This window comes from Microbacterium sp. NPDC007973, from assembly GCF_042958465.1.
Taxonomy (GTDB): Bacteria; Actinomycetota; Actinomycetes; order Actinomycetales; family Microbacteriaceae; genus Microbacterium; species Microbacterium galbum.
On record NZ_JBIBJJ010000001.1, the window covers coordinates 730,056 to 746,034 of the forward strand.

The window sequence follows — 15,979 nt, forward strand, 5'->3', positions numbered from 1 at the left end:
GGGGGAGCACGGCCCGGGACCGGCGTCACCGCAGCGCGGGCCGCGCGACGGGCACGAGGTCGTTGGCCGAGCGCAGCACGGGCGCGCGGCCGAAGGCCTCCGCGTCGAGGCCCGCGGGGGCGTCGATGCGGAAGACGGCCGACTCCCCCGGGAGCAGGGTGACGAGGGCGCGATCCACGCGCGCCGCGGGGTGCACCCGGTCGACCAGCAGGGTGACGTCTTTCGCGACCGCGCGCGCAACGGCGGTCGCTTCGTAGCCGCCGTCGACGGCCTGCACCGATACGGACACCGGTTCCGGGTCGAGAGCGAGGGCGGGGTCCTCGGCGAAGAACCAGAACGCCCGTTCACCGCCCGGCAGCTCCGCAACGAGCACCTCCTGTGCGGCGTCCTCGGTGGTGCGGAGCTCCTCGGGCACCGCCAGGAGTGCCGCCGAGCGGGCAGCGACGTGCACGGGTCGTTCGACGCGTGCCCTCTCCACGCCGTCGAGGGTCAGGCGCCGCAGCGCGACGGTCCCGGTCCACTCGTCGTCGTGGTCGTCGTGGAGCGCGAGCGCGAGACCCTCCTCGTGCGGCTGGAACGACGCGAACCGGTCGGCGAACACGGCGCGCAGGGCGTGCCACAGCGGCTTCCGGTGGCCGTGGGAGTCGACCGCCGCCCACGAGATGACCGGCCAGCAGTCGTTGAGCTGCCAGACGATCGCCCCCTGATTGAGGGGGTGCAGCGACCGGAAGTGCGCGATGCCGAACGCCACCGCGCGGGCCTGGTTGAGCTGCGTCGCCCAGTGCCAATCGTCGATCGTGCGGGGTGCGGCGATGTGGGCCCCGAGCCCGCGTTCGAGCTTGCCGTTGCCGTCCACGGCCTTCTGATGCACGAGCATCAGGGGACCGTAGGGGTCGGCGGGCTCGTCGTGCACGACCGAGAACAGCGTCGACCACGCCGGCGGGCCCTGGAACCCGAACTCCGACACGAAGCGCGGGCGGTAGTCGCGGTAGACGTCGTAGTCGACCTGGTTCCACACGTCCCAGATGTGCGTGGTGCCGTGAGCGGGGTCGTTCGGGTGCACGTACCTGCTGAACCCGTAGGGGCTCCCCGGCGAGTAGGGGGTCGCGGGCGCGAGGTCGGCGACGATCTCGGGGAACAGATCCTGGTAGTACCCCTCGCCCCACGTGGCACCGCGCAACCGCGGCCGCCACTTCCAGTCCACCCAGCCCCAGATGTTCTCGTTGCCCCCGTTCCACACCACGAGGCTCGCGTGCGGGGCCAGGCGCGTGACGTTGTCGCGCGCCTCGGCGGCGAACTCGTCCCACAGCTCGGCGTCCTCGCTGTACGCCGCGCACGCGAGGAGGAAGTCCTGCCAGACGAGGATGCCGTTCTCATCGGCGAGGTCGTAGAAGTCGTCGGACTCGTAGATGCCGCCGCCCCAGACGCGTAGGAGGTTCATGCCGGCGTCGGTCGTGTCGCGGAACCGCTCGGCGAGCCGTTCGCGGGTGATGCGGGAGAAGAAGGTGTCCTCGGGGATCCAATTGGCCCCGCGCACGTAGACGTCGCGGCCGTTCAGCCGCACGACGAACGGGGCGCCGTCATCGTCGGGGGTCGTGTCGATCTCGACGGCACGGAAGCCGATGCGCTTCTCCCAGCGGTCCGGCCCGGCCGTGACGACGAGCGACGACAGCGCGGGCGCGCCGTATCCGCGCGGCCACCACAGCTCGGCATCCGGGATCACCGCCTCCAGCACGGCGCTCGTCGCCTCCGCTTCGACGACCGCCTCGAGGACGCTCCCCGCGACCTCGGCGCGCACGGCCACCTCGCCCGCGGCCTCGCGCTGCACTTCGACCTCGACGCGCAGGCGGCGCGGGTCGCCGCCGACGCCGGTCTGGGGGCGGACGGCGGCCAGACGGCATCCGCTCCACGCGTCGATGCCGATCAGGCGCCAGATCCCGCTCGTCACCAGCGCGGGGCCCCAGTCCCACCCGAAGTTGCACGCCGACTTGCGGATCGCGTTGAAGGGATGCACGTACGAGTGCGGACGTTCCCCGAGCACGGCCTCGCGCTCGCGGGCGTACGCGATCGGCGAGGCGAACTCCACGCGCAAGCGGTTCTCACCCTCGCGCAGGATGCCGTCGACCCGCCAGCGGTACGTGCGGTGCTGATTGCGGGTCCGGGCGATCTCCACACCGTTCAGGGTCACGTGGGCGACGGTGTCGAGGCCCTCCGCGACGAGGTCGTGCACCGTCTCCCCGTCCGGGCTCCAGGTGAAGGTCGTCTCGTACGCCCAGGCGTTGTGCCCGATCCACGCCAGCAGCGCCTCGTTGTCGTCGACGTACGGGTCGGGGATGAGACCGGCGGCGAGGAGGTCGGTGTGCACGACGCCGGGCACGGTCGCGGGGATCGGATGCGCGGGGATCGCCGCGAACGACGCCGGGACGTCGCCGCCGGCGTGGTGGAGCATCCACCCGTCGGTGATTGCGGAAAAGCTCATCCTCCAGAAGTAGCACAACTACCTGTAGCAGCCCCATGTTGGTATCTCGAGACGAGGAATTGCCCCCTCATGCACCTTTCTTGTAGTCTCACTACTCAGCGACCGTCGCGGTCGCGCGTGAAGGAGATCCACTGATGTGCGCCGCTGCACGACCGGCCGAACCCGCCCGACTGTCGGTGGATGCCGCCCGCGGGCTGCTCGACGGACGGTCCGAGAGATACGAGAAACGTCTCGGCGACCTCGTCGGGGTCTACCGCGACGGGGCCGCGTTCGTCGAAGCGCTCGGCCGCGACACCGGCGAGCCCGTGTACTGGGTCGAGAGCAGTACGCCCGAGACCGGGCGGGGCGCTCTGACGATCGGGCTGAGCGTGCTGCGTCCCGGCCGCATCGGCGACGAGTTCGCGATGACGCGCGGGCACCTGCACGCGCAGTCCGAGTTCGCCGAGCTGTACTACGGCCTGTCCGGATCGGGCGTCATGCTGCTCGAGTCCGTCGACGGCGAGTCGCGCGCGCTGCCGATCGGCCCCGGGGTCGTCGTGCACGTTCCCGGCGGATGGGTGCACCGCAGCGTCAATGTCGGCGACGACACCCTCGTCACCCTCTTCGCCTACGCCACCGAAGCGGGTCAGGACTACGGGCTCATCTCCGACGCCGGCGGGATGCAGCAGCTCGTCGTCGCCGACGGCTCCGGGTGGACCACCCGCGCCAACCCCGACCACGGAGGCTACCGTGCCTGAGACAGACGCCGTCCTGGCCGACCTCGCCCGCCACATCGACATCAGCTGCGTCCAGGCGCAGCACGATCGCGACGACGTCGACGAGCTCGCGCGGCGCGCGGTGGCGGGCGGCTTCGTCAGCGCCCACGTCCTGCCGAACTGGCTGCCCCACCTCCGCGACCGCCTCGAAGGGAGCTCCGTGCTCGCCGGCTCGCCGGTCGCCTTCCCCAGCGGCGGCGCGACCACCGCGACCAAGGTCGCCGAAGCGACCGAACTGCTCGAGCTCGGCGCACAGGAGCTCGACGTCGTCGTCGCGATCGGGCGGCTGCGCTCCGGCGACGGCGCGTACGTGGAGCGCGAGCTCGCCGCGGTCGCCGAGGTCGTCGACGGCCGGGTCCCGCTGCGCGCGATCCTCGAGGTCGGACGCCTCGACGACGACGACATCCGCCGCGGCGTCGACGCCGCCGTGGCGGCCGGCATCCCGTGGATCAAGACGGGAACCGGGTGGTCGGGCGTGCCCACCTCGCTCGCCCACATCCGCCTGATCGCCGAGCGCGCCGCCGGCCGCGCCGCGCTGAAGGCGGCCGGAGGCATCCGCGACATCGACACCGTCCGCGAGATGGCCCGGCTCGGGGTCACCCGCTTCGGCATGAACGCCGACGCCGCCCTCATCGCCGTCTCGGCCTCGAAGGAGAAGCCATGACCTTTCCCACCCTCACCGCCGACACGCTGCGTCCGGCGACCGCGCCGACGCTCTACTTCATCGGCGTCACCACGGGTCGCTCGTCCATCCAGCACGTCTTCCCGCTGTGGGCAGAGCACCTCGGACTGACGGATGCCGTGCTGCAGGGCATCGACCTGCCACTGCACGCGCCCGCCGAGGACTACCGCCGCGTCGTGCGCTTCATCGCCGAGGATCCGCTGAGCCTCGGCGCTCTGGTGACCACGCACAAGATCGACCTGTACGCCGCGTGCCGCGATCTGTTCGACGAGATCGACCCGTTCGCCTCGCTCATGGGCGAGACGAGCTGCCTGTCCAAGCGCAACGGCCGGCTCGTGTGCCACGCCAAGGACCCCATCTCCAGCGGACTCGCGCTCGACGCCTTCCTGCCCGACGGGTTCTGGGCCGGCGGCCCGGCCGACGCGTTGCTGCTCGGGGCGGGCGGCTCCACCATCGCCATCAGCTGGTACCTGTCGCAGCGCGAACGCGGGCTCGATCGCCCGGCCCGCATCGTCGTCACCAACCGCTCGGCCGGTCGCCTCGATCACCTGCGCGAGATCCACGCCTCGCTGCCGACCGACACCCGGTTCGAGTACCACCTGACCCCCACGCCCGCCGACAACGCCCGCGTGCTGGCCGACCTCGCACCGCGATCGCTCGTCGTGAACGCGACGGGCCTCGGCAAGGACGCCCCGGGCTCGCCTCTGCCCGATGACGCGGTCTTCCCGCAAAACGGCGTAGCGTGGGACCTCAACTACCGCGGGGACCTGGTGTTCCTCGACCAGGCTCGCGCGCAGTCCGACGCCCGCGCCCTGCGCGTGGAGGATGGGTGGATCTACTTCGTGCACGGATGGACGCAGGTCATCGCCGAGGTGTTCGACATCGACATCCCCACCTCCGGGCCCGCTTTCGAGCGGCTGAGCGACCTCGCCCTGGCCACGCGCTGACCGATGGGGCCGCTCGCTCTCGCCCTCGACCTCGGCACCGGGGGCTGCAAGGCCTCGCTGTGGTCGGCGGACGGCCGGTCGCTATCGGAGACGGTGGTGACCTACGCCACCTCCCACCCCGCGCCGGGTCGCGCCGAACAGCGACCCGAGGACTGGTGGGATGCCGTGACCGCGGCCACGCGCACCGTGCTGGCGGAGGTACCCGGCGCTCGTGACGCCGTGATCGGCATCGCACTGTCGGGGCAGAGCCTGGGTGTCGTTCAGGTCGACGCGCGCGGCGGACTCGTCTCGCAGACGACCCCGATCTGGTCGGACACCCGCGGCCGCAGCGCCGACGTCTTCGAGCGCATCGACGAGGACGCCTGGTACCTGCGCACCGGCAACGGCTTCGGCCCCGCGCTGTACCCCGTGTTCAAGGCGCGGACCATGCAGCGTGAGGAGCCCGAGAAGTGGTCGCGCACCCGGTGGCTGCTCGGCTCGAAGGATTGGATCACGCTCCGCCTCACGGGTGAGATCGCCACCGATCACTCCATGGCATCCGGCACCGGCGCCTACGACCTCACCACCGGTACGTACGACGACGAGGTCCTCGACGCGACGGGCATCGACCGCTCGCTGTTCGCTGCCCCGCGCGAGGCGGCCGAGGTCGTCGGCACGCTCCGCCCGCAGGCCGCCGAGGCGCTCGGCCTTCCCGCGGAGGTCGCCGTGCACGCCGGCGCGGTCGACAACGCGGCGATGGCGCTCGGTTCCCGCGGGACGCGGGAGGGTCGCCTCTACGCGGCGCTCGGATCGTCGAGCTGGATGACGGTGACCTCCCGCGCGCCGGTGGTCGACGTCGTCACCCGCCCCTACGTCTTCCGCCATGCCGTTCCCGGCCTGCACGTCAGCGCGCTGTCGACCTTCAGCAGCGGGACGACTCTGACGTGGCTGCGCGACCTGCTCTCGCCGGGCAGCGACATCGGCGAGCTCATCGACACCGCCGAGGGCAGCCCGCGCGGCGCGCGCGGGGCGGTCCTCGTGCCGACGCTCGCGGGCGGCACGCCGCTCGAGGGCGGCAGCGAGGTGCGCGGCGCGCTCACCGGTCTCGAGCTGGGCACCGGCACCGCCGACCTCGTACGCGCGTGCCTCGAGGGCGTGGCCTTCGCCCTCGATCGGAGCCTGCGCCACATCCGCGCGCTCAGCGGTCTGCCCGGCGACGCCGATCTGCTGGTGTCGGGCGGCGGCAGCCGGTCGCCCCTGTGGAACCGCATCTATGCCGACGTGCTCGGCACCCCGCTGCTGCGCACCTCCGTCGACCAGCAAGCCGCGACGCTCGGCGCTGCAGCGCTCGTCTTCGTCGGTTCCGGCACGTGGAACTCGTTCGACGCTGTCGACGACGCGCACGAGGAGCTCGAGCGCATCGTCCCCGACCCCGCCGGCGTCGCCGCCTACGACGCGCTCCGCGAGCGCTTCGCCGCCGCGTCCGACGCCGCCGCCCTGTTCGCCCGAACCCTCCCCGCGAAAGAGACCCCATGACCTCCCTCCCCCTCGTCGTCATCACCGGCGCCAGCTCCGGGATCGGCGCCGCGACCGCGCGCGCCTTCTCGGCCGCCGGCCACCCCCTGCTGCTCATCGCCCGCCGCCTCGCGCCGATGGCCGCCCTCGAGCTGCCGGATGCCGAGCTCGCCGAGGCCGACGTGACCGACACCGCCGCCGTGTCCGCCGCCCTCGCCCGCGCCGAGGAGCGCTTCGGCCCGGTCGACCTGCTCGTGAACAACGCCGGCCTGATGGCGCTGTCCGCGGTGGCGGAGCAGGACCCGGCGCTCGTGCAGGAGCAGTTCGACGTCAACTGCGTGGCCCTGGTGAAGAACTCGCAGCTCGTTCTCCCCGGTATGCAGCAGCGCAGCCGCGGGACCATCGTCAACATCGGCTCGATCGCGGGCAAGCAGCTCTACGACAACCACGTCGTCTACAACGGCACCAAGTACGCCGTCCACGCCATGACCGAGGGCCTGCGTCGCGAGAACGCCGCCCACGGTGTGCGCGTCCTGCTCGTGGCGCCGGGCATGGTCGACACCGGCCTGCTCGGCAACACCGGCGAGGGAGACGTGCTCGACGGCTACAACGCGTACAAGAAGAGCATCGGCGGGGGTCTCGTGCCCGACGACATCGCCGCGGCGATCCTCACCGCCTACCAGCAGCCGCAGCACGTGAGCTTCCGCGAGATCGTCGTGGCGCCCACCTCGCAGGACGCGTGAGGTGACGACCATGCTGAACGGCAGTCGCATCGTGCCCGTCGTCGTGCTCGACGACGCCTCCTTCGCCCCCGACCTCGCCGACGCCCTGGCCGCGGGCGGCATCCCGTGCGCCGAGATCACCCTGCGCACCCCCGCCGCCCTCGACGCGATCCGCGCGATCGCCGGCCGCTCGGACTTCGCGGTCGGAGCCGGCACCGTCACCACCGTCGCCCAGGTCGACGCGGCGGTCGACGCCGGGGCGACGTATCTCGTCTCGCCCGGCTTCGACGACGCCGTCGCCGAGCGCGCCGCCGCGCGCGGGGTACCGCTCGTGCCCGGTATCGCGACGGCCACCGAGATCCAGCGGGCCGTGGCCGCGGGCCTGGACCACCTCAAGGTCTTCCCGGCCGCGGCCGTGGGCGGCCCCGCGGCCCTGAGGGCCTTCGCGGGTCCGTTCCCCGACGTGCGGTTCCTCCCCTCCGGCGGGGTGTCGGCGGCCAACGCGGGCGAGTACCTCGCGCTGCCGTCGGTGTTCGCCGTCAGCGGGTCGTGGATGGTTCCCTCGGCGGCCCTGTCTGCCCGGGATGCCGAGACCGTGCGCGCGCTCTCGGCGGAGGCCACCGCAGCGATCGGCGTCCCCGCGGCCTGAACGCGGTTCCGCGCCCTCTCTCGCGCCGATGCCCCGGCGCGCGAGAGGGCGCGTCCGTGCGCCCACACGCCCGCCGCGTCCCGTCAAATACGTAGCTTCACTACCTTCACTACCTCACGCAACGCGGCCTCCTCCGCGTAATTCCGCCACTTGCGTCTCCTGCAAGGAACGCATAGCCTCGCTCTCGTCACCCCCGGCGTAGCAGGACTACATTCTCACGTGGCTCCTCGCGCCATCCCCGCATCAATGGCGATAGGAGATCCCATGAGTCGACGGCGCACAGCCCTCGCCCTCACGGCGGCGACCAGTGTCGTCGCCAGCGCCCTGCTCCTCCCGACCGCGGCGTCCGCGGCCGACGAGCAGCGCACCGTCACCGTCCACCTCGATCAGACGGTGCAGGAGGACTACCTCGGCGTCGGCGTCAACGTCATCCCGTGGAGCCTGCTCGAGGGCACGACGAAGTACGGCTATGACGACGCCGACTGGGAGGTCGACGTCGAGCGCATTCAGACGCTGCGGCCGAAGGTCGCGCGCGTGTGGTTCCAGATCGACTGGATGGAGCTCGAGAAGGGGCAGTACGACTTCGAGAGCCCCGAGATGCAGGCGTTCTATCGCTATCTCGACGCGTTCAAGAACGCGGGCACCGAGATCGAGCTGAACTTCGGATGGAAGGTCGGCGAGCGCGTCCACGATTGGTTCACGATCCCGGGCGCCCCCGACCCCTACATCTCCGCCCCGGCCGACCTGCCCGCCTACGGCGCCTCGGCGTCCGCGCTGCTGCAGAACCTCTTCGACCGCGGCTACGACAACGTCGACTACCTGACGTTCTACAACGAGCCCAACGGCAGCTGGGACTTCTGGGCGCCCGGCGACGAGAAGGCCTACTACGCCGATATGGCGCGCGCCGTGAGCGACCGGCTGACGGCCGACGGCCTGCGCGACGACGTGCAGATCTGGGGCCCGGAGGAGGTCAACGCGGTCGCGTGGACCCAGTACATGGCCGAGAACGCGGGAGACGTGTTCGATCAGTACTCGTTCCACCTGTACGGCGAGTCGTACGACGCGATGGGGGATGCCATCGCCCAGCGTCGCGCGGTGATCGGCGACGCCCCGCTGAACCTTTCGGAGATGGGGTGGACCAACCCCGGCACGAGCGTGTGGGAGACCGGGTACGCCAACTACATCGTCCGCAGCGCCAATGACGGCGTGCACTCGAACCTCATCTGGCAACTCAACGGCGTCATGACCGGCGACCCCGCCGGCGACACGAACGGCTCCTACAACCTGTGGGACTCGCTCATCCTCGGCCTCGCGCCCACGGCCGCGTTCTACGAGGCCGGACCGTTGATGCGCTACGTCCCGGCGCACAGCACCGTGCTCGCCACCGAGGTGTCGGATGACGACGTGCGTGCCACGGCGTTCCGCGCACCGGACGGCGAGCTGACGGTGCTCGTCGAGACGCAGGAGGGTGCCTCGAAAAACGTGCGCGTGCAGTTCGAGGGCGGCGACGCCACCGACGACTTCACCCGCATCCCGTACACCGATGCGATCGCGCAGCCCGAAGACAACGCGCTGCTGCCGGCGTCGACCGGCACGCTCACGCCCGCGGGCAACGCCTTCACCGACGACACGGTCGGCGCCGAGCACAGCTACGCCATCTACACCACGGCGCCGGCGGCGACGCAGGTCGCGATGACCCCCGTGCGCTCCGAGGTCGCCGGCGGCGGCCAGGTGCAGCTCGAGGCGAGCGTGATCGACGGCGCCGGCACGCCCACCTGGTCGGTCGTGGGCGACGACAACGGCAGCGTGGATGCGAACGGCGTCTTCACCGCCCCCGCGGTCGAAACCGAGCGCAGCGTCGCGGTGCGCGCCACCCTCCCCGACGGGGAATACGGCGTCGCCCTGGTCGAGGTGACTCCGGCGAGCACGGCGGGCGTCACCGACGCCCCGGTGTTCAGTCTGCCGGGCGGCATGTACCCGTCCATCGAGGCCGTGACGATCACCAGCGGCACCCCGGGCGCGCAGATCCACTACACGACCGACGGCAGCGAGCCCACGGCATCCTCTCCCGCGTACACCGGGCAGATCTTCCTCGAACCGCTCAAGACGACCTATTTGCGGGCCGTCGCGATCGCCCCGGGCGACAGCGCCTCGGGCGTGACGTCGCGGCTGTACAAGGTGCTCGACGTGCAGAACGCACCCGACGGGTACGCGTTCTGCCAGTACGCCGACGGCGGCACGTGCGTCTTCGACGGCGAGGCGAACGTGGCCTTCGGCTCCGCGGGACAGTTCGTGTTCGGCACCTTCACCGACGGCGTCGACTGCACCGTCGCGTCGTTCGGCTCCGACCCGAACCCGGGCGGCGACAACCGGTGCTTCGTCAACCCCGACGTGTCGGAGGAGCCGCCGCTGGTCAGCATCCTCAACGCCGGGTTCGAGCGTCCCGCGACCGGCGGGACGGCGAACGGTCCGATGGTCAACGGCTGGACGTTCAGCGCTCGCGCCGGCATCCAGCACAACAACAGCGTGTTCGTCCCCGCCTCGCCCGCCCCGCAGGGCGAGCGCACCGCGTACCTGAAGAGCGACTCGGGGCTGGCGAGTCGCATCGACCAGACCGTGGTGTTCCCGGCCGGCACCTACGCGATCACGTTCGCCGCGGCGAACCGCGTCGGCTTCGGCGGGCAACAGGAGTTCGACGTGCAGGTCGACGGGCAGACGCTCGGTCACTACGTCCCGGTGGGCGGCGACTACCAGTACTACGAGACGGAGCCGTTCACCGTGACGCAGGGGGAGCACACGATCTCATTCGTGGCGACGACCACCGAGGGCGACAACACCGGGTTCGTCGACGACATCCGCGTGGTCGCCGCCGACGACACCCCGTCCGACACCACGGCCCCCACCGTGACGGTCAAGCAGGGTGCCGAGTTCACGCAGGGCACGGCCGAGGCTTATGACAAGGTGAGCTTCAAGCTGTACGACGCCGGCAAGATCGATCGCGCCACCATCAACGGTGTCGTGAAAGACCTCGTCGACAACGAGTGGTCCGACGTGAACTTCGTCGCACCGGGCGTCTTCGGCGCCGTCGCGGGCGACAACACGATGGTCGTGCAGGATGCCGCGGGCAACACCACCACGGTGGAGTTCCGCCTGCGCTGACCTGCGCTCGCTCGGGAGCCCGCTCGCGCCTCGGCGCGGGCGGGCTCTTGCGCGACGGCCCCTCGCCGGGGAGACCCGGAGGAACGCCGTCCGCCCCGCCGCTGTCAACGCCCGCGCGCCGACCGCCGATGTCGACCTACCGTGCCGCCATGGCAGTGAACCGACTCTGGCTCGTCCGACACGGTGAGAGCGACGGGAACGTCGCCGCGTCCCAGGCAGAACGCGACGGCTCCCCGGTGATCGCGCTCGACACCCGCGACGCCGATGTGCAGCTCTCCCCGGTCGGACGCGAACAGGCCGAGGCGCTCGGCACGTGGCTCCGCGGGGTCGAGTCGAGCATCGACGAGTACTGGTCGTCGCCCTACCGCCGCGCCCTGCAGACGCTGTCGATCGCGAGCGGATCCTCTTCGCCGCGCGTGCTCGTGGACGAGCGACTGCGCGACCGCGAACTCGGCATCCTCGACCTGCTCACCGCGAAGGGCGTCGAGCAGCTGCATCCGGAGGAGGCCGCGCGCAGACGGCACCTCGGCAAGTTCTTCCACCGGCCCCCGGGCGGGGAGTCATGGGCCGACGTCGCTCTGCGGCTGCGGTCCTTCCTCGCGGAGGCCCTCGATCGGCCCGGGCCGACCGTGCTCGTCGTCGCGCACGACGCGGTCATCATGCTGATGCTCTACGTGCTGCTCCCCCTCGACGAGGCGAAGCTCCTCGCTTTCGCCTCCACGCATACGGTTCGCAACGCGTCCGTGACCGAACTCGTGCGGGGCGACGACGGGTGGGAGCTCGTCACCTTCTCGGCCGTCGACCACCTCGAGAGCGAGGGCGCCGACGTCACCGTGCACTCCGGAGAAGACGATGCCTGACAAGACCGTGCCCGAGAAGACCACGCCGGAGCCCGTCACCCTGGCGTTCCTCCGCGAGTGGGGCGTGCCCGACCCGGGCGGCTCGAAGAAGTCGCGCGGTCAGCTCGTCGTGGTCGGCGGGTCCCGCCGCTCCCCCGGCGGCGTGCTGCTGTCGGCCGAGGCGGCGCTTCGCGTGGGAGCGGGTCGCGTCGGCATCGCGGCGCCCGCCGCCGTCGCCGCCGGCCTCGGCTCCACGATGCCCGAAGCCGGCGTCTACGAGCTGCCCACCGGTTCGGATCCCGTCGACGACGCCCTCGGCTCAGCGCTGGAGTCCGCGGATGCCGTGCTCCTGGGCCCCGGATTCGACGACCCGGATGCCACCCGCGCGGCGCTGCACGCCGTGGCCGAGGCCGAGGTGGCCCGGCTCGTGCTCGACGCGTTCGCGCTCGGCATCCTGCCCTCCTTCGATCGCGCCCTACTGCCGCCCGACCTGCTCATCAACGCGAACGAGGAGGAGGCCGAGCTGCTGCTCGATCGCAACCTCGGCCGCGACCGCGCCGCCGACATCTCCGAGATCGCCGAGCGCTACGACGCCGTCGTGCACTGCTTCGGGACGGTCGCGCATCCCGACGGGCGCTGCTGGCAGGCCGAGCCCGGCGGGTCGGGACTCGGCACGGCGGGCAGCGGCGACGTGCTGTCGGGCGCGATCGTGGGCCTCGCCGCGCAGGGAATGGATGCCGAGCGGGCGGCCGTGTGGGGCGGATGGACGCACGCGCGCGCCGGAGACCGGCTGACCGAGCGCATCGGCATCGGCTTCCTCGCGCGCGACCTGCTGCCCGAGCTCACGGCCGTGCTGCACGAGAGCTGAGGGCGGGGACCCGGGAGGACGGGCCGTCGTCGTCAGTGTCGACCGCTGTTGCGGTCCCACTCGAGCGAACGGTACTGCAGGTAGGTGCAGAGGTTGGAGGCGACGACGATCTCCGCCCCGAGCGCGCCCATCTCATAGGGCGGTGCCGTCAGGTCCTCCGGCCGGGCGGTGAGAGTCATCTCCCACGCCGGGTCGTCGAACCCGCGCGGCTCCATGTAGATGCTGGCGCGCGCCTTGCGCAGTCGCATGATGACGAGGCCCGTGTCATTGGTGCGTTCGCCGTCCTGCTGCGCGACCACGATGTCGGCGCCATTGCTGTTGCCCGCCTCGAGGAAATCGTCGACCCATTCCTGCAGAACGGCGGCGTCGCGTCGGGGCGGAAAAGGGATCTCCTCGGTCACGCATTCATCCTCTCATTGAAACCACTTCGCTGGTATTCGCGCGGGTCGGACCGAGGACCGCCGAACAATCTGCGGGGTCGCACTCCGCGTGCCGGTCCTGCCTCGACCATTCCCGCGGCCCGCTTCGGCCCCTCGGTCGTTACATGTATCGCCGCGATCATCGTCGGCGTCGCCGCCCTCCCCTCACTCCTGCGGCTTCGCATCTCGCTCATACCCTGCAAGGCTGCGGGGATGCGAGGTTCAGTGTGGGGGCTGCTCACGGCGGCGATCGGAATGACCATCATCGTGCTGCTGATCATCGACGGCACCGCGTACGGCATCTGGATCGACGAGATCGGTCCCTCCCTCGACATCGCCGAGCAAGCCGCTGCCCCTACGATCGTGCTCCCCGGACTGATCGGGCTCTTGGCGATCACGCTCATCGTCGGAGGCCTGGCCGTCGGGCTGACGATTCCCCGCGGCCAGAGGGATGACAGGGCTCGCTGAGTCGAGTCGGACCGGCACCGCGCGGGGCTCGCGGCCCGGGGCGGATGCGGTCACCCCGCGGATATCGACCTGCTGCCCGTAAGCGCGGCGATGGGCCGCCGAGCCCCGCACGCGAACGACGCGCATACGGAGCCGGCGGCAGACGGGTCAGAAGAGAAGCAGAGGGGCGATCTTCGTTGCGGTGGGCGCCACATCCTTCACGGCCGGGTGCTCCGTCGACGTCTGCCCCGCGACCGGTGAGATCGTTCCCGCTTCGTCCGTGATGGAGACGGCCGCTACGCCGCCCGGCACTGCGGGCACCGCGGCGCTCATCAGGGCGATGGAGAAAGATGCTGCGGCGACAAGAAGGACCGCTCGGGAACGATTGACCATGTGTGACTCCTATCGGGAGAGCGCCGTCCGCGGCGCCCGGCTCAGTATGGAGCGCCGCGGAGCGCCGACGTCGGCGCACGGGTCCCGGTTCACCTGATGAGGCGGGGCAGCCCACCCGCCACGCGCTCCGCCCATCGAAGCAGCGTGTCTGGGCGGCACATTGGCGCTTACACGGTCGGCACCACCGAGATTGTGCACTCCTGGTTCGACTGCGAACACGAACATCAGGACGGCGGCGCCGCACTTCTCCCTCATGAATGCGTCCGCTCGCCGGAGGCTGCGACGATGGGGTTCCCCGATACCAAGGAGCGCGCGAGCCATGACCGTCGTCGAACCCGGCATCTACGAACATTTCAAAGGGCAGCGGTACGAGGTATTCGGAATCACCCGGCATTCCGAGACCGAGGAGATCTTCGTCTCCTATCGAAAGCTCTACGACGACTATTCGTACTGGGTGCGCCCGGTCGAGATGTTCACCGGATCCGTCGAACGCGACGGCTATTCCGGTCCGCGATTCCGGCGCATCGCATAACGCGTCTCGGCGATATCCCGTGCGAGAGTGACGACGTGAAACTGTATTCCGACTTCGCGGCGCAGCGGGTGCGTCAGGTGACGGTCGACGTCGTCGCCCTCGTTCTCATCGCGCTGAGCGTCGCGACGGGGATCACGGTCTTCTCCACCGTCAGCCGGCTCGCGCAATTCGGGCGCGACATGCAGACCGCCGGCGCGGATTTCCGATCGTCGATGACCGATGTCGGCGCCCGGTTGAGCGGCGTCCCCCTCATCGGGTCGGGCATCAGCGCCCCCTTCGACACGGCCGGCTCCGCGGGCGATACCCTCGCGTCGGCCGGTCAGACGCAGCAGGACCTCGTGCTGCAGGCGGCGACCGTGCTCGGGATCGGCGTCGCCGGCCTGCCGACCCTGATGGTGCTGCTCGTGTGGCTTCTGCCCCGCCTGCGCTTCGTCACGCGCGCGACGCGCACCCGCGCTCAGCTGCGCGCCGGTCTCGATTCCGACCTCCTCGCGCTCCGCGCCCTCACCCACCAGAAGGTGGCCGCCATCGCGAAGATCGACCCCGACGCCCTCGGCGCCTGGCGCCGCGGCGACCGCGAGGTCGTGCAGCGGCTCGCCGGAATGGAGCTGAGGTCGGTCGGCATCCGCGTTCGGTGAAGGTGGACGCTCATCGCCCGCGGCGGGCGCTCGACGTCGCCGGTAGATGGGCATTACACGACCTGATGAACCTGCCGCGGGCACTGTCGACCGTCGCCACCTCCGGCGTAGCATCGCCCGTACGCCGGAGTCCCTCCGCGGCATCCGGTCCCTCCGTCACAACGAGCACTCGGGAGAAGCAATGGACACGATGGCCATGATGAAGTCGATGGACATGGGCGAGATGACCATGGACATGGATGCCATGCAGGAATGCATGCAGTCCCTGAACGCCTGCGCGATGGCCGCGGCGATGTGCGCCGGCAGCGACATGATGCACGGCCCCGAGATGGCCACGTGCTGCGCCATGTGTTCAAACATGGTCGAGATGGCTCAGGCGACGATGCACATGATGATGCGTCCGGCCGGGATGAACATGGACGTGATGAGCGCCATGATGACCGCCTGCATGACCATGGGCAAGGCCTGCGCCGCCGAGTGCCGCGCTCACGCCGACATGGACGAGATGTGCCGCTACTGCGCCATGGCCTGCGACGACATGGTCATGAAGTGCGAGGCCATGATGGCCTCGATGAGCGCCTGAGTTCTCTTCTTCGCTGCGGCCGCTGACGCTTCGTCGGCGGCCGCTCGGCTATGCGGCGCGCGCGGTCGTGATGATCGCGGACGCGCTGAGCAGCTCGGCGACCGGGTGGTATGCCACCGGCTCCCCCACTGCGATGTCGACGGCAGGGCCGACGATCCGCAGCTGCACCGTCGTGCCGTTCAGCAGCGCGACCGTCGCGGTCGAGCCGTCAGCCTCGATGACGAGGCCGTCCCACCACGCCGAGGGGTTCGAGGCCGCCATGCAGCGCTGGATCGGGTGGACTGTCGACGAGATCGTGCGGGACATGGCTTCACCTGCCTTCGGAGGGGTTGGTGAGATGAAGCTACGGGATGCCGTGGGGTCGGGCGATCTG

At 70.8% G+C, this 15,979-nt stretch carries 16 protein-coding genes; 13 read left to right on the forward strand and 3 right to left on the reverse strand.

The genetic code is table 11. The features are described 5' to 3' along the window. Positions 1-25: 25 nt before the first annotated feature. The gene (locus tag ACFZA2_RS03560; RefSeq protein ID WP_391400706.1) at positions 26-2,479 is read right to left on the reverse strand and encodes a glycoside hydrolase family 2 protein; all 2,454 of its coding nucleotides are present in this window, start codon (positions 2,477-2,479) and stop codon (positions 26-28) included. 134 nt (positions 2,480-2,613) lie between these two features. Here ACFZA2_RS03560 and ACFZA2_RS03565 point away from each other — a divergent pair, with 134 nt between their 5' ends. The 9 genes from ACFZA2_RS03565 to ACFZA2_RS03605 all read left to right on the forward strand — a co-directional run bounded on the left by ACFZA2_RS03565 (position 2,614) and on the right by ACFZA2_RS03605 (position 12,594). Then, positions 2,614-3,216 (forward strand): glucose-6-phosphate isomerase family protein, encoded by a 603-nt coding sequence (locus tag ACFZA2_RS03565; RefSeq protein WP_391400708.1) that lies wholly within the window; start codon positions 2,614-2,616, stop codon positions 3,214-3,216. Beyond that, positions 3,209-3,898 (forward strand): deoxyribose-phosphate aldolase, encoded by a 690-nt coding sequence (gene deoC / locus ACFZA2_RS03570; RefSeq protein WP_391400711.1) that lies wholly within the window; start codon positions 3,209-3,211, stop codon positions 3,896-3,898. Before ACFZA2_RS03565 ends, deoC begins: the two co-directional genes overlap by 8 nt. Beyond that, complete coding sequence (locus tag ACFZA2_RS03575) at positions 3,895-4,863, forward strand: shikimate dehydrogenase family protein (RefSeq protein ID WP_391400714.1); 969 nt, start codon at positions 3,895-3,897, stop codon at positions 4,861-4,863. Before deoC ends, ACFZA2_RS03575 begins: the two co-directional genes overlap by 4 nt. A 3-nt stretch (positions 4,864-4,866) precedes the next feature. Beyond that, entirely contained in the window at positions 4,867-6,378 is a 1,512-nt protein-coding gene (locus tag ACFZA2_RS03580) for an FGGY-family carbohydrate kinase (RefSeq protein WP_391400717.1), read from the forward strand. Next, complete coding sequence (locus ACFZA2_RS03585; RefSeq protein WP_391400720.1) at positions 6,375-7,100, forward strand: SDR family oxidoreductase; 726 nt, start codon at positions 6,375-6,377, stop codon at positions 7,098-7,100. The genes ACFZA2_RS03580 and ACFZA2_RS03585 overlap by 4 nt, the downstream gene beginning before the upstream one ends. 10 nt (positions 7,101-7,110) lie before the next feature. Continuing rightward, positions 7,111-7,728: a bifunctional 4-hydroxy-2-oxoglutarate aldolase/2-dehydro-3-deoxy-phosphogluconate aldolase gene (eda, locus tag ACFZA2_RS03590; protein ID WP_391400723.1), complete on the forward strand. Its 618-nt coding sequence runs from the start codon at positions 7,111-7,113 to the stop codon at positions 7,726-7,728. 264 nt (positions 7,729-7,992) lie between these two features. Then, entirely contained in the window at positions 7,993-10,887 is a 2,895-nt protein-coding gene (locus ACFZA2_RS03595; protein WP_391400726.1) for a chitobiase/beta-hexosaminidase C-terminal domain-containing protein, read from the forward strand. Positions 10,888-11,036: 149 nt separating this feature from the next. Then, positions 11,037-11,747: a histidine phosphatase family protein gene (locus ACFZA2_RS03600; RefSeq protein ID WP_391400729.1), complete on the forward strand. Its 711-nt coding sequence runs from the start codon at positions 11,037-11,039 to the stop codon at positions 11,745-11,747. Beyond that, positions 11,740-12,594, forward strand: a complete 855-nt coding sequence (locus ACFZA2_RS03605; RefSeq protein WP_391400732.1) for an NAD(P)H-hydrate dehydratase — start codon at positions 11,740-11,742, stop codon at positions 12,592-12,594. Before ACFZA2_RS03600 ends, ACFZA2_RS03605 begins: the two co-directional genes overlap by 8 nt. 32 nt (positions 12,595-12,626) lie before the next feature. Here ACFZA2_RS03605 and ACFZA2_RS03610 read toward each other — a convergent pair whose 3' ends face one another. Continuing rightward, positions 12,627-12,995 (reverse strand): hypothetical protein, encoded by a 369-nt coding sequence (locus ACFZA2_RS03610; protein WP_391400735.1) that lies wholly within the window; start codon positions 12,993-12,995, stop codon positions 12,627-12,629. A gap of 231 nt (positions 12,996-13,226) precedes the next feature. Between ACFZA2_RS03610 and ACFZA2_RS03615 the strand changes: the two genes are divergently transcribed. From ACFZA2_RS03615 to ACFZA2_RS03630, 4 genes are all read left to right on the forward strand, one after another. After that, entirely contained in the window at positions 13,227-13,481 is a 255-nt protein-coding gene (locus ACFZA2_RS03615) for a hypothetical protein (RefSeq protein ID WP_391400738.1), read from the forward strand. Between the two features lie 691 nt (positions 13,482-14,172). After that, on the forward strand, positions 14,173-14,385 hold the full coding sequence (locus ACFZA2_RS03620) for a DUF1653 domain-containing protein (protein WP_391400741.1): 213 nt from the start codon (positions 14,173-14,175) through the stop codon (positions 14,383-14,385). Positions 14,386-14,420: 35 nt separating this feature from the next. Continuing rightward, positions 14,421-15,023 carry a hypothetical protein gene (locus tag ACFZA2_RS03625; RefSeq protein ID WP_391400744.1) on the forward strand — a complete coding sequence of 201 codons (603 nt, stop codon included), beginning with the start codon at positions 14,421-14,423 and terminating at the stop codon, positions 15,021-15,023. A gap of 181 nt (positions 15,024-15,204) precedes the next feature. After that, positions 15,205-15,606: a hypothetical protein gene (locus ACFZA2_RS03630; protein ID WP_058596385.1), complete on the forward strand. Its 402-nt coding sequence runs from the start codon at positions 15,205-15,207 to the stop codon at positions 15,604-15,606. 48 nt (positions 15,607-15,654) lie between these two features. On the opposite strand, the gene ACFZA2_RS03635 is transcribed toward ACFZA2_RS03630, so the two are convergent. Continuing rightward, positions 15,655-15,912, reverse strand: coding sequence for a nuclease (locus ACFZA2_RS03635; protein WP_363386741.1), 258 nt, complete (start codon positions 15,910-15,912; stop codon positions 15,655-15,657). Positions 15,913-15,979: the final 67 nt, after the last annotated feature.

Excerpts from the sequence above, each read along its gene's own strand:
- ACFZA2_RS03560 (WP_391400706.1), bottom strand. The coding sequence starts at position 2,479 with ATGAGCTTTTCCGCAATCACCGACGGGTGGATGCTCCACCACGCCGGC.
- ACFZA2_RS03565 (WP_391400708.1), top strand. The coding sequence starts at position 2,614 with ATGTGCGCCGCTGCACGACCGGCCGAACCCGCCCGACTGTCGGTGGAT.
- ACFZA2_RS03575 (WP_391400714.1), top strand. The coding sequence starts at position 3,895 with ATGACCTTTCCCACCCTCACCGCCGACACGCTGCGTCCGGCGACCGCG.
- ACFZA2_RS03580 (WP_391400717.1), top strand. The coding sequence starts at position 4,867 with ATGGGGCCGCTCGCTCTCGCCCTCGACCTCGGCACCGGGGGCTGCAAG.
- ACFZA2_RS03585 (WP_391400720.1), top strand. The coding sequence starts at position 6,375 with ATGACCTCCCTCCCCCTCGTCGTCATCACCGGCGCCAGCTCCGGGATC.
- eda (WP_391400723.1), top strand. The coding sequence starts at position 7,111 with ATGCTGAACGGCAGTCGCATCGTGCCCGTCGTCGTGCTCGACGACGCC.
- ACFZA2_RS03595 (WP_391400726.1), top strand. The coding sequence starts at position 7,993 with ATGAGTCGACGGCGCACAGCCCTCGCCCTCACGGCGGCGACCAGTGTC.
- ACFZA2_RS03600 (WP_391400729.1), top strand. The coding sequence starts at position 11,037 with ATGGCAGTGAACCGACTCTGGCTCGTCCGACACGGTGAGAGCGACGGG.
- ACFZA2_RS03605 (WP_391400732.1), top strand. The coding sequence starts at position 11,740 with ATGCCTGACAAGACCGTGCCCGAGAAGACCACGCCGGAGCCCGTCACC.
- ACFZA2_RS03615 (WP_391400738.1), top strand. The coding sequence starts at position 13,227 with ATGCGAGGTTCAGTGTGGGGGCTGCTCACGGCGGCGATCGGAATGACC.
- ACFZA2_RS03620 (WP_391400741.1), top strand. The coding sequence starts at position 14,173 with ATGACCGTCGTCGAACCCGGCATCTACGAACATTTCAAAGGGCAGCGG.
- ACFZA2_RS03630 (WP_058596385.1), top strand. The coding sequence starts at position 15,205 with ATGGACACGATGGCCATGATGAAGTCGATGGACATGGGCGAGATGACC.
- ACFZA2_RS03635 (WP_363386741.1), bottom strand. The coding sequence starts at position 15,912 with ATGTCCCGCACGATCTCGTCGACAGTCCACCCGATCCAGCGCTGCATG.